Origin of the sequence: Cereibacter ovatus, from assembly GCF_900207575.1 — a bacterium.
In the GTDB taxonomy this organism is placed as follows: Bacteria; Pseudomonadota; Alphaproteobacteria; order Rhodobacterales; family Rhodobacteraceae; genus Cereibacter_A; species Cereibacter_A ovatus.
Window position 1 is genome coordinate 1 of record NZ_OAOQ01000007.1, and the last position, 11,588, is coordinate 11,588.

The window sequence follows — 11,588 nt, forward strand, 5'->3', positions numbered from 1 at the left end:
TCTCCCGACGCGTCAGGCCGCTGCTCAGCGCAAGCCGCACCGCTTCACGCCGAAACTCCGGCGTCGGTCTGTTCCCGTTCCCCATAGAACACCTCCTGGTTCCTCAGATGGTGCTCTCCACATTTCCCGGGCAAGTCCAGACCGGCTCACGCACCACTGCGAGATCATCGAGACCGGCAACGAGAGCTGGCGCTTCAAGAACCGCGCCTGACCCTCAGCATGCGAGCCCGATCAGGGCCTGTGGCGCCGGAAAACCACGGCCAGCGCGTCAGATGCCTCGATCAACACCGTGGATCGCGGTTCCATCGGCCCGTCCTGCATCGCCTCGACTGTCTCGCCCGCTTCCGCCGCTTGGCAAACGCCTTCGGACTGGCTTGGTTGCGCGAACGATGCTTGGCGACGTGCATGCTCGTGGCGCGCGTGACGACCTATCCCATCGTTCCTGCTTCCAGTCCTGCGAAAGGGGCACCTTCGATCCGTGGGAGCCGCCACATCATCGCCCGGATCTGACGCAGCATCTTGTGGGCCGAACCGCATGGCGGCAGGCATTGCCGCCGCGGCGATCGGCTCTGCCTCGGCGGTGTCGTTCTTCTGGCGCGTGGCATAGCGGGCGACGCCATGCGGTTTGATCGACCACACCGCATGGCCCGCGCGCAGAAGATTGTGCGCGCCGAACGGCCCGTCCGGACGGGCCTTGATGGCCGGCTGACATGGCGGATACGCCGCCATGACCCGGTTGCAATGCGGGCGCGACCGCGTCTTGCCAAAACTGCCGCCGCGCCATGCAACTGGAGCACGGCTTTGCCGGAGCGTCCCCAGGGGAAAAGAGCATCCTTCAAGGATGCCCTCTGCATTCCGTTGCAAGTGCGGCACCACAAGCGTGGCACATCCTGACGCCGTCGGAAGAAGCGGCATCCGCCCCGTCTTCCTCTCGGCCATCGCGATCGCCGCAACGGTGCGGTTCCGGCCTTGAAACGCCTTCAGGCTGGGGCCTGGCGTCGGTCAGGCTCGGCCGCAGGGCTGGGGCTGGAAAGAATGATCAGGGCCGGACAGGAAGAATCCCGTCCGGCCCCGACTGTTGCATCCGTGGTTCGCACGGGCCTGTGCGCGCCCGCGCTTTGGATGGTGGCAAAGCTGCGCCTATCTCCGGCCCGGCTCGACCGCCGTTTCGTCGATCACCTCACCCTCCGGCCCGCCCGAAGCCGCCTGCGCGCCGACCAGCAGCGGAAGAAGCTCGCTTCCGGATGCGGGGGCAGACTTCTGAACCGGCTCGCGCCAGCTGAGCGTGTCAAACCCGCCGCAGTTGTCGCAGATCGGACCCCAGCTTGCGTGGACGGTCTGACAGTTGTCACAGCACCACTGCGGCCCACGCGGCGCCGACAGCGCCCGCGCCAGCCAACCGCGGACCAGCGCCTCGTCCGACCCTTCGCCACGTTCCACCGCGGCCATGATCGTCAGCGCCCGCTGCGTCGGATGGCGCGTCACCACATCGCCAAGGGCGCGCCGGGCGCCGGGGAAATCCTCGGCCGCCAGCGACAATTCGGCCACCAGCATCCGGGTCTCGTCGTCGTCGGGCCGGATCGCGGTCAGGGTGCGGAACCGCTTCAACCGCTCGGACGGCGTCTCATGCGGTTCGATCTCGGCGAAGGCCGCGGCGAGATCCGGATGGGGCTGGGCCTCCCATGCCTTTTTCAGCACGCGCACGGCGTATTTCTTGTTGCCCTGCGCCAGATAGCTTCGCGCCGCCATCGCCGCGGCCGGGATCAGGTCGGGCGATTTCTTGTTGGCGAGAATGGCCGCCTCGCGCATCTCGATCGAGGACGCTTCGTCGAACACCTCTTTCGCGGTCTGAAGCGCCAGAACCGCATCGCGGCGCTTGTAGACCGCCTTCGGCAGCGCACCGGATTTCACCTTTGCACTCAGCGTGTTGCGTGCGCCGGTCCAGTCGTGGCGATCCGCCTGAAGCTTCAGCAGGATGTCCTGCGTCTCGGAATGCTTCGGGTTGATCTCGAACGCCTTCTGCGCCAGCGCCAGCGCGGTGTCGGCATCGCCTTCGTCCAGCTTCTGCTTCAGCAGGCCGCGGACGCCGACGAACTTGGTTTTCTCATCCAGAAGCAACAGCTTGTAGGATTCGGTCGCCCGCCGTGCATCGCCCGATTGCTGCGCCGCCTGTGCGTTCAGCAGGATCGTCATCGGGTTCTGGCCCAGATATTTACGCGCCCGCGCCGCGCGCGACACCGCCATCCGCGGATCGCCAGCCGCCAGCGCCATCATGCCTTCCGACAGCGCGCGCAGGCCCTTCTGCTCGCGCGAGCGGTCGAAATAGCGCGACACGGCCGTTTCATCCCCGTTCAGGAAATGCAGCACCGCAACGACAAAGCCGATCAGCTTGAAGAACAGCCAGACGGCAAAGATCACCAGCAGCGCCGCGATCACCGCCTGAAGCGGGCCAAGGTTGAACTCCCACGCGCCGACGGCGATGCGCAAGCCGCCGCCGGTGTCCATCAGCAGGCCGGCACCGAAGGTCAGCGCGCCCACAAGCGCCACGAAAATCAGGATCTTGAGCAATGACCAGAGCATGATTTCGACTCACTTCCCTTCTGCGGCTGCGGCAAGGGCCGCCACGGCGTCGGTTGCCTCGATGCGTTGCGCCGCCCGCGCCGTCCAGCCGGCCATCGCCTCTTGCCCCTCGGCGGGCAGGCTGGCGATCTCGGCCAGCGCCTTTTGCAGATCGCCGGCCTGAACAGCGGCATCGGCGCGCGACAGGATCGCGTCGGGGTCGGTGCCTTCACGCGGTTTCAGCGACCTGATCCCCGCTTCGGTCATCAGGAACGCCTTGGCCCGCGATGTCCAGCTGTCGCCCATCGTGGCCCGACGCGACACTGCCAGCGCGGCCCGCGCGGCATCGCCAAAGTCATCTTCCAGCGCCGCAAGGGTCGAAACCCCGCCCTGCGCCCCTTCGATCAGCTTCACCGGAATCTCGACGCCCTTGGCCGCCAGTTCTTCCAGCGGCTCGACATAGGCGATGCCCGCGTCGATCGCCGCCTGAACCTGCCCCACCGATGCGGCGGTGACGGCGGCCCGCGCCGCGGCCTCGACCTCGGCCTTCAGTTGCGCGGCCTGACGTTCGGCCTCGGCCACACGGGCGGCGGCATCGGTCTGGGCCTCGGTCACCGCCGAGCCGGTCGCCTGCGCGATCTGCGCCCGCAGCGCCGCAATCTCGGCCTCAAGCGTGCCTGCGTCGGGCACGTCAGCCGCGGCGGGCTGACTGGCGGCGGCCGCCAGTTGCGATTCGAGTTCGGCCACCCGTGCCTCGGCCGCAGCCGCGCGATCCGCGGCGGCCTTCAGGTCGGCCGCGCTGGCGGCGTCCGCCTTGGGTCGGGCCGAAAGTTCGCCGCGCAGCGCGTCAATCTCGGCCTGAAGCGCGGCGGCCTGTTGGGTCTGACCATAGTTGGCCAGCGGCCAGTCGGACTGGGCGTGGCGGGAATAGGCAAAGCCTCCGGCGGCGCCGGCAATGCCGCCCACCAGAAGCAGGAAAAAGCCCGGAGGCCCGCTGCGCCGGGGCGGTTCGGGTTTGCGCGACGGCGGAACGGCCGCCATCGGCGCGGGATCGGCCTCACCCTCGGATGCGGGGGGCGTTTCAGAGATGACCTCGGCTTCGTCGGGAAGCGCGCGGTCGTCGTTCTGCCGTTCGGCGGACCTGATGTCGTCGGAAGACGTGCCGTCCTCGGCCGGTGCCGTCGCAGCCTCGACGGGCTCGGGCTGGGAAAGGGTCAGCGGCTCGGGCGAATCGTCCTCCCGTTTCTTCACATCAGGTTCGCGGGACTCCGGTTCTGCCATCGCCGTGCCTTCCAGTTTGACGGGTATTGTGACCGTGTCACCCTATCCGCTGCGGCGGGATGCCTCAAGCATCAGACTATGCGTCAAGTAGCGCTTTGATGCTTTCCAGCAGCGATTCGGCATCGGGCCGGGCCGCGGTCCGCATCCGTTCCGCGCCAAGGGTCTCGGCCGCGCCCGCCACGGCGGGGCTGAGCGCCGCAATCCACAGCCGCGCGCCGGGGGCCACCCGCGCCACTTCGGCCGCCAGCAGCCGGGCGGTTCGGGGCGAAAACAGCGGCGCCACGACCGGCGCGCCTTCCTGCAACAGCGCCACCGCCTCGGGCGACAACGGCCGGGGGCGCTGGTCGTAAACGGTGGCCTCGGCGGCGGGGATGCCCGCGGCGGCCAGACGCGGCGCCACCTCGCCGCGCGATTCCGCGCCGCGCAGATGCAGCAGCGGGCCGGCATCGCCCGCGGCCAGAATCGCGGCGATCAGCGACTCGGCATCGCCTTCGGCCGAACGGGCGAAGAGCCCCGCCGCCTCGGCCGCCCGCGCGGTGCGGTTGCCCACGCACCACGCCCGCCCCACCCCCGCCAGCGCCGGCGCGGACAGCCGGCGCCAGCCCTCGACCCCGGTTTCCGAGGTGAAGATCAGCGCGGCCGGGGTCTGGTCGATGGCGGGCGACAGGAACTCGGGCATCATCAAGGGCGCGGTCACGATGCGCAGATCGCCAAGGCCCGCCCGGAGCGATGCGGCAAAGCGTGCGCCCTGTGCCTCGGGGCGGGTCAGAAGAAAGGCCGGACGGGGGGCGCGGGATTGTGGGGCCATGAGCAAGGTGTTACCTGCGGTCAGACCCTTCCGCAACGGCGCCCCATGTCTCACCCGCTGACCTTCCTTGGCATCGAAAGCAGCTGCGACGATACCGCGGCCGCGGTGGTGCGTGCGGTTGGCGACCGGGCAGAGATCCTGTCGTCGGTGGTCGAAGGCCAGACCACGCTGCACGCGGCCTTTGGCGGCGTCGTGCCCGAGATCGCCGCCCGCGCCCATGCCGAGCGGCTGGACCTGTGCGTGGAACGCGCCCTGTCGGACGCCGGCCTGCGGCTGGCCGAACTGGACGGGATCGCGGTGACGGCGGGGCCCGGGCTGATCGGCGGCGTCTTGTCGGGGGTGATGCTGGCCAAGGGGCTGGCCACGGGCAGCGGCCTGCCGCTGGTGGGGGTGAACCATCTGGCGGGCCATGCGCTGACGCCGCGGCTGACCGATGCGCTGGCCTTTCCCTATCTGATGCTGCTGGTGTCAGGCGGGCACTGCCAGTTTCTGATCGCGCGGGGCGCCGACGACTTCTCGAGGCTGGGCGGCTCGATCGACGATGCCCCGGGCGAGGCGTTCGACAAGACCGCGAAACTTCTGGGCTTGCCACAACCGGGCGGCCCCGCGGTCGAGACCGAAGCGGCAAAGGGCGACCCGCGCCGCTTTGCCTTTCCGCGGCCGATGCTGGACCGGCCCGGCTGCGACATGTCGTTTTCAGGGTTGAAAACCGCACTTTTGCGGGCGCGCGATGCGGTGGTGGCGGAAAAGGCCGGGATCACGCTGCAAGACCGCGCCGATCTGTGCGCGGGATTTCAGGCTGCGGTGGTGGATGTGCTGGCCGAAAAGACCCGCCGCGCGCTGGCGCTGTATCTGGCCGGAACGCCCCCCGCGCCTGCGCTGGCGGTGGCCGGCGGCGTGGCCGCCAACGGCCCGGTGCGCGAGGCGCTGATGCGGGTGGCGGCCGTGGCCGGGGTGCGCTTCGTGGCGCCTCCGCTGCGGCTTTGCACCGACAACGCCGCGATGATCGCATGGGCCGGGATCGAGCGGTTCCGCACTGGCGCCCGCGACGGCATGGACCTTCAGGCCCGGCCGCGCTGGCCGCTGGACCGAACAGCACCCGCCCTTCTGGGCTTCGGAAAGAAAGGGGCCAAGGCATGATCGGAATCCTTGGCGCGGGCGCCTTCGGCACGGCGCTGGCGGTGACGCTGGGACGGGAACAGCCGGTGATGCTGTGGGGCCGGCGCGGCGTGGCGGGGCTGGATGTGGCGCTGTCCGAACAGGTCCGGCTGACCGCCGATCTGGCCGAGGTCGAGGCCGAAACCGTGCTGCTGGCCGTGCCGATGCAGGCACTGGGCGGGCTGTTGGGCGCGAATGGGGGCCGGCTGGATGGCCGGGCGCTGGTCGCCTGCTGCAAGGGCGTGGATCTGGCCACCGGGCTGGGCCCGACGGCGCTGATCGCCGCCGCCTGCCCGGCCGCCACCCCAGCCATCCTGACCGGCCCCAGCTTTGCCGCCGACATCGCCCGCGGCCTGCCGACCGCGCTGACACTCGCCTGCACCGATGATGCCGCCGGCGAGGCGTTGCAGCGCCGCCTGTCCACCGCGGCGCTGCGGCTTTACCGCACCACCGACACGGTGGGCGCGGAACTGGGCGGCGCGCTGAAGAACGTGATCGCCATTGCCGCCGGCGTGGTGATCGGCGCGGGGCTTGGCCATTCGGCCCGCGCCGCGCTGATGACGCGCGGCTACGCCGAGATGCAACGCCTTGCGCTGGCCCTTGGCGCACGCCCCGAGACACTGGCCGGCCTGTCGGGCCTTGGCGATCTGGTGCTGACGTGCACCTCGGATCAATCGCGCAATTTCCGCTTCGGTCAGGCGCTTGGCGCCGGTGCGGGTTTTGATGCCCATGTCACCGTCGAGGGGCGCGCCACCGCCACCGCCGTGGTGCGCCTTGCCGCCGCCCACGGGATCGACATGCCGATCACCGCCATGGTCGATGCGCTGGCCGGTGGCCGCGTGACCCTGCCGCAGGCGATCCAGTCGCTTTTGTCCCGCCCCCTGAAACAGGAGTAGCCCATGCGCGTGGCCCTTATCTGCACCGACAAGCAAGGTGCGCTTCAGACCCGGCTCGACACTCGCGCCGCACATCTGGCCTATATCGCCGAAACCGGCGTGGTCGAGATGGCCGGCCCGTTCCTGAACGCCGACGGCCAGATGACCGGATCGCTTGTGGTGCTGACCGTTGACACCCTGGCCGAGGCACAGGCCTGGGCCGCGGGCGATCCCTATGCCAAGGCGGGGCTTTTTGACAGCGTGACCATCACCGAATGGAAGAAGGTGATCGGCTGATGGCCTTCTGGCTGTTCAAGTCCGAACCCGACGCATGGAGCTGGGACCAACAGGTGGCCCGCGGACCCGCGGGCGAGGAATGGACCGGCGTGCGCAACTATCAGGCGCGCAACCACATGCGGGCGATGAAGCTGGGCGACCGCGGCTTCTTCTATCACTCCAACATCGGCAAACAGGTGGTGGGCATCGTCGAGGTCTGCGGCCTGTCCGCGCCCGATTCCACCACCGACGATCCGCGCTGGGACTGCGTGACGCTGCGTGCGGTCGCCCCCCTGCCCCGCCCCGTGACGCTGGAAGCGATCAAGGCAGAGCCTCGACTGAAGGACATGGTTCTGGTCACGAACTCACGCCTGTCGGTTCAGCCGGTGGGCGATGCGGACTGGCAGGTGATCTGCGAAATGGGCGGGCTTTCGACACCGCCGTGACGGCTGCCGCAGGCGACGGATCGCAACCGGGCAACGTGGCGTCGCAGGCGACACGGGACAGCCCGGCGCAGAACCCAGCCAAACAGCAGCGCGGCACAAGGGGCGGCGTAGCGCAGCACCGGCGCAACACAGCCTGAAGCGACACCACAAAATGGCAGAACCCGGCACAGGGGGCGATACGACACCACGGCGCCGCACAGCATCGGGCGAAACGGCAGCCAGAAACGGGGCGCCCCTGACGTCAGCAAACCGTGATCTGTCAGCGGAAATAAAAAATGGAGGGCCCCCACCCCAGAAGGGACCCTCCATCCACCCCACGTGCTCCCGTTGCACCACACGTGTCTCTGAAAAGGTCCCGGGCGTCCTGCCCTGATGATCTGAAGCTAGCCCATGGCGGGATGGCACGCAAATCCCAAGCGCACGGCCTTTGATTAGAATGCTTCAGGCCCGCCCCCCGACGGGCTGCGACCACACCCGGCCTTGGCCCCGCCCGCGGCCGCGGCCATAGTGCGCGCCAAATCAGTCCAGCAAAGGAGGGGCGGAATGAGCGCCTACCTGAAATCCCATCCCACGCGCGAAGGCTTCTTCGGCCCCTATGGCGGCGCCATGCTGCCGCCGCCGCTTGTCCCTCATTTCAACGAAATCCGAGACGCCTACGACAGGATCTCGAAATCGGCCGATTTCATCGCGGAACTGCGCTTCATCCGGAAGCACTTTCAGGGCCGACCCACCCCGGTTTCGTATCTGAAGAACCTTTCGGCGCTGTGCGGCGGCGCGCAGCTTTACGCCAAGCGCGAGGATCTGAACCACACCGGCGCCCACAAGCTGAACCATTGCATGGCCGAGGGGCTTCTGGCCCGCTTCATGGGCAAGAAGAAGCTGATGGCCGAAACCGGCGCCGGCCAGCATGGCGTGGCGCTGGCCACCGCCGCCGCCTATTTCGGCATGGAATGCGAAATCCACATGGGCGAGATCGACATCGCCAAGGAAGCGCCGAACGTCACCCGGATGAAGCTTTTGGGCGCGACGGTGGTGCCCGTGGGCTTCGGCGGCCGGTCGCTGAAAGAGGCGGTGGATTCGTGCTTCCAAAGCTATATCGCGCAGGCCGACACCGCGCTCTTCGCCATCGGCTCGGTCGTGGGTCCGCATCCGTTCCCGATGATGGTGCGCGATTTCCAGCATGTCGTGGGCGTCGAGGCGCGCGAACAGTTCCTTGAACTGACCGGAGAGTTGCCCGACATGGTGACCGCCTGCGTCGGCGGCGGCTCGAATGCGATGGGGATCTTTTCCGGCTTCATCGACGATGACGTGGCGCTTTACGGGGTGGAACCCTGCGGAACCTCGTCCAAGCTGGGCGACCATGCCGCGACCATCGCCTATGGCGAGGATGGCGACATCCACGGCTTCCGCACCATGGTGCTGAAGGACGCCGAGGGGAACCCGGCGCCGGTCCATACCGTGGCCTCGGGGCTCGACTATCCGGGCATCGGGCCGGAACACGCCTATCTGCACCGCTCGGGCCGGGTGACCTATACCGGGGCCGACGACAAAGAGGCGCTGGCCGCCTTCTTCGCCCTCTCGCGGCACGAAGGCATCATCCCGGCACTGGAAAGCGCACATGCCGTTGCCTTCGCCATGCGCGAGGCGAAGGCCCATCCGGGCAAGTCGATCCTTGTCAACCTGTCCGGCCGCGGTGACAAGGATATCGACTACGTCACCCAGACCTTCGGCTTCGGCGAGGGCCGATAACCGCCCCGGCCAGGCAGGGACCGCCCGGACAGGGCGGTCCGACAGAGGAAGCGACCGCCCGTGCAGATGTTCGAGCCCTCGCAGGACGATGCCGCCGGCTTGTCCGACCCCTTCGCCGACGTTGCGGCGCAAGCCCGGGCCACCGGCGGCTTCTTCCATGACCTCGGCCATCATGCCGTGGCGCATCTGCCGATCGGTGCGCCGCGCCTGGTCCTGAGCTTCGACAACCTCGCCTCGCGGCGCGAGGCGGGCAGCCGCTTCCCGTGGGGTCATGCGGCGCTGGCGGCGATGGGCTGGGACGTGCTGGGCATCATGGTCCGGCGCCCGGACTGGTTCCGGGAAGCCGCCCTGTGGGACCTGATGGACAGCCTGCGCGACGAAGGCTTCTTCGCCCGCTACGGCGCGGTTGCCACCTACGGCGCGTCGATGGGCGGCTACGGCGCGGCGGTCTTTGCCCCGATGGCTCCGGGCTGCACGGTCCTGGCCTTCGCGCCGCAAAGCACGCTGAACCCGGCGCTGGCGCCGTTCGAGACCCGCTACCGCTATGGCCGGGGCCTTGGCGACTGGGACGACCCCCGGTCCGACGCCGCCGAGGCCATCCGCGCGGCCGGGCGGGCCTATGTCGCCGCCGATCCGCTGGTGCCCGAGGACGCCTGCCACCTGCGCCGCCTGGACGGAGCGAACGTCCTGCGGCTGGAGATGCCGGGCCTTGGCCACAAGATGCCGCCCGCGCTGCGCAAGATGAATATCCTGAAGCCGCTCGTCGCGGCGGCGCTGTCGGGCGATCTGGACGCGGCCCGGTTCCACAGCCTGTACCGGGCGCGGCGGCAGTCCGTTCCCTGGCTGGTCAGCATGCTGGAGCGCGCGCGGCAGAAGGGCCATGTGGCGCTGGCCCTGCGCGCGGCGGAGCGGGAATACGCCGCCCGGCCGCACTGGAGATTGCGGGCGCAGCGCAATGCGCTGCGCACCGCCGCCGCAGATCAGTAGCGGTAGTGTTCGGCCTTGAACGGGCCTTCGACCTTCACGCCGATATAGTCGGCCTGATCGGGGCGCAGCTCGGTCAGCTTCACGCCGATCTTCTTCAGATGCAGGCGGGCCACCTTTTCATCCAGCGCCTTGGGCAGAATGTAGACACCCGGCTGATACTCGCTGCCGCGGGTCCAAAGCTCGATCTGCGCCAGAACCTGGTTGGTGAAGCTGGCCGACATCACGAAGGACGGGTGGCCGGTGGCATTGCCAAGGTTCAAAAGACGCCCCTCGGACAGCAGGATGATCCGGGCGCCCGAGGGCATCTCGATCATGTCCACCTGATCCTTGATATTCGTCCACTTGTGGTTCTTCAGCGCGGCGACCTGAATTTCATTGTCGAAATGGCCAATGTTACCGACGATGGCCATGTCCTTCATCTCGCGCATGTGCTCGATGCGGATCACGTCCTTGTTGCCGGTGGTGGTGATGAAGATGTCGGCGTCCTTCACCACGTCTTCCAGCACCACGACCTCGAACCCGTCCATCGCGGCTTGCAGCGCGCAGATCGGGTCGATCTCGGTCACCTTCACGCGGGCGCCCGCGCCCCGCAACGAGGCGGCCGAGCCCTTGCCCACATCGCCATAGCCGCAGACCACGGCGACCTTGCCCGCCATCATCGTGTCGGTCGCGCGGCGGATGCCATCCACCAGCGATTCCTTGCAGCCATACTTGTTGTCGAACTTCGACTTGGTGACGCTGTCGTTCACGTTGATCGCCGGGAAGGGCAGCAGGCCCTTCTTGTGCAGGTCGTAAAGACGATGGACGCCGGTGGTGGTTTCCTCGGACACGCCGCGGATCGCATCGCGCTGTTTCGTGAACCAGCCGGGGGTCTCGGCCATGCGCTTTTTGATCTGGTTGAACAGGCAGACTTCCTCATCGCTGGTGGGCACGGCGATCAGGTCGGTCTCGCCCGCTTCGACCCGGGCACCCAGCAGGATGTAAAGCGTGGCGTCCCCGCCATCGTCGAGGATCATGTTGCAGGTGCCTTCCGCGAACTGGAAGATCCGGTCAGTATAGGCCCAGTAGTCTTCCAGCGTCTCGCCCTTGATGGCAAAGACCGGCACGCCCGAGGCGGCGATGGCCGCCGCCGCATGGTCCTGGGTCGAGAAGATGTTGCACGAGGCCCAGCGCACTTCGGCGCCCAGCGCCACCAGCGTCTCGATCAGCACCGCCGTCTGGATCGTCATGTGGAGCGAACCGGCGATCCGCGCGCCCTTCAGCGGCTTTGCGGCGCCGAATTCTTCGCGCAGCGCCATCAGGCCCGGCATCTCGGTTTCGGCAATGTCCAGTTCCTTGCGCCCGAAGTCGGCGAGCGATAGATCCTTGACGATGAAATCGGCCATGGGCATGCGGCTCCTGATGGAAAAATCGGCTCTGCCATAGCATCGACGCGGCACCGGGGCAATG

Annotated in this window: 11 protein-coding genes and 1 pseudogene; 7 read left to right on the plus strand and 5 right to left on the minus strand. The window is 68.3% G+C overall.

Going from position 1 to position 11,588, the window contains the following annotated elements:
* Positions 1-130: 130 nt before the first annotated feature.
* Positions 131-211: pseudogene (locus CRO07_RS18900) on the plus strand (ATP-binding protein); the annotation flags it as partial.
* A gap of 20 nt (positions 212-231) precedes the next feature.
* Here the strand turns inward: CRO07_RS18900 and CRO07_RS09370 are convergent.
* The 4 genes from CRO07_RS09370 to CRO07_RS09385 all read right to left on the minus strand — a co-directional run bounded on the left by CRO07_RS09370 (position 232) and on the right by CRO07_RS09385 (position 4,648).
* Positions 232-729, minus strand: a complete 498-nt coding sequence (locus CRO07_RS09370; RefSeq protein WP_097030435.1) for a hypothetical protein — start codon at positions 727-729, stop codon at positions 232-234.
* Between the two features lie 411 nt (positions 730-1,140).
* Positions 1,141-2,580, minus strand: coding sequence for a heme biosynthesis protein HemY (locus tag CRO07_RS09375; protein WP_097030436.1), 1,440 nt, complete (start codon positions 2,578-2,580; stop codon positions 1,141-1,143).
* 9 nt (positions 2,581-2,589) lie between these two features.
* Positions 2,590-3,840, minus strand: a complete 1,251-nt coding sequence (locus CRO07_RS09380) for a hypothetical protein (protein WP_097030437.1) — start codon at positions 3,838-3,840, stop codon at positions 2,590-2,592.
* Positions 3,841-3,916: 76 nt separating this feature from the next.
* Positions 3,917-4,648 (minus strand): uroporphyrinogen-III synthase, encoded by a 732-nt coding sequence (locus CRO07_RS09385; protein WP_097030438.1) that lies wholly within the window; start codon positions 4,646-4,648, stop codon positions 3,917-3,919.
* A gap of 45 nt (positions 4,649-4,693) precedes the next feature.
* Between CRO07_RS09385 and tsaD the strand changes: the two genes are divergently transcribed.
* The 6 genes from tsaD to CRO07_RS09415 all read left to right on the plus strand — a co-directional run bounded on the left by tsaD (position 4,694) and on the right by CRO07_RS09415 (position 10,139).
* The gene (gene tsaD / locus CRO07_RS09390) at positions 4,694-5,788 is read left to right on the plus strand and encodes a tRNA (adenosine(37)-N6)-threonylcarbamoyltransferase complex transferase subunit TsaD (RefSeq protein WP_097030439.1); all 1,095 of its coding nucleotides are present in this window, start codon (positions 4,694-4,696) and stop codon (positions 5,786-5,788) included.
* Entirely contained in the window at positions 5,785-6,702 is a 918-nt protein-coding gene (locus tag CRO07_RS09395) for an NAD(P)H-dependent glycerol-3-phosphate dehydrogenase (RefSeq protein WP_097030440.1), read from the plus strand. Before tsaD ends, CRO07_RS09395 begins: the two co-directional genes overlap by 4 nt.
* A gap of 3 nt (positions 6,703-6,705) precedes the next feature.
* On the plus strand, positions 6,706-6,978 hold the full coding sequence (locus tag CRO07_RS09400) for a YciI family protein (RefSeq protein ID WP_097030441.1): 273 nt from the start codon (positions 6,706-6,708) through the stop codon (positions 6,976-6,978).
* Entirely contained in the window at positions 6,978-7,403 is a 426-nt protein-coding gene (locus CRO07_RS09405; RefSeq protein ID WP_097030442.1) for an EVE domain-containing protein, read from the plus strand. The genes CRO07_RS09400 and CRO07_RS09405 overlap by 1 nt, the downstream gene beginning before the upstream one ends.
* Before the next feature lie 543 nt (positions 7,404-7,946).
* Positions 7,947-9,152 carry a tryptophan synthase subunit beta gene (gene trpB, locus CRO07_RS09410; RefSeq protein ID WP_097030443.1) on the plus strand — a complete coding sequence of 402 codons (1,206 nt, stop codon included), beginning with the start codon at positions 7,947-7,949 and terminating at the stop codon, positions 9,150-9,152.
* A 60-nt stretch (positions 9,153-9,212) separates the two neighbouring features.
* Positions 9,213-10,139, plus strand: a complete 927-nt coding sequence (locus CRO07_RS09415; RefSeq protein WP_141400048.1) for a hypothetical protein — start codon at positions 9,213-9,215, stop codon at positions 10,137-10,139.
* On the opposite strand, the gene ahcY is transcribed toward CRO07_RS09415, so the two are convergent.
* Complete coding sequence (gene ahcY / locus CRO07_RS09420; RefSeq protein ID WP_097030581.1) at positions 10,133-11,524, minus strand: adenosylhomocysteinase; 1,392 nt, start codon at positions 11,522-11,524, stop codon at positions 10,133-10,135. The genes CRO07_RS09415 and ahcY overlap by 7 nt on opposite strands.
* Positions 11,525-11,588 lie beyond the last annotated feature (64 nt).

What these genes read in the sequence shown, in the direction of transcription:
- CRO07_RS09370 (WP_097030435.1), bottom strand. Translation starts at nt 729, where the DNA reads ATGGCGGCGTATCCGCCATGTCAGCCGGCCATCAAGGCCCGTCCGGAC.
- CRO07_RS09375 (WP_097030436.1), bottom strand. Translation starts at nt 2,580, where the DNA reads ATGCTCTGGTCATTGCTCAAGATCCTGATTTTCGTGGCGCTTGTGGGC.
- CRO07_RS09380 (WP_097030437.1), bottom strand. Translation starts at nt 3,840, where the DNA reads ATGGCAGAACCGGAGTCCCGCGAACCTGATGTGAAGAAACGGGAGGAC.
- CRO07_RS09385 (WP_097030438.1), bottom strand. Translation starts at nt 4,648, where the DNA reads ATGGCCCCACAATCCCGCGCCCCCCGTCCGGCCTTTCTTCTGACCCGC.
- tsaD (WP_097030439.1), top strand. Translation starts at nt 4,694, where the DNA reads ATGTCTCACCCGCTGACCTTCCTTGGCATCGAAAGCAGCTGCGACGAT.
- CRO07_RS09395 (WP_097030440.1), top strand. Translation starts at nt 5,785, where the DNA reads ATGATCGGAATCCTTGGCGCGGGCGCCTTCGGCACGGCGCTGGCGGTG.
- CRO07_RS09400 (WP_097030441.1), top strand. Translation starts at nt 6,706, where the DNA reads ATGCGCGTGGCCCTTATCTGCACCGACAAGCAAGGTGCGCTTCAGACC.
- CRO07_RS09405 (WP_097030442.1), top strand. Translation starts at nt 6,978, where the DNA reads ATGGCCTTCTGGCTGTTCAAGTCCGAACCCGACGCATGGAGCTGGGAC.
- trpB (WP_097030443.1), top strand. Translation starts at nt 7,947, where the DNA reads ATGAGCGCCTACCTGAAATCCCATCCCACGCGCGAAGGCTTCTTCGGC.
- ahcY (WP_097030581.1), bottom strand. Translation starts at nt 11,524, where the DNA reads ATGGCCGATTTCATCGTCAAGGATCTATCGCTCGCCGACTTCGGGCGC.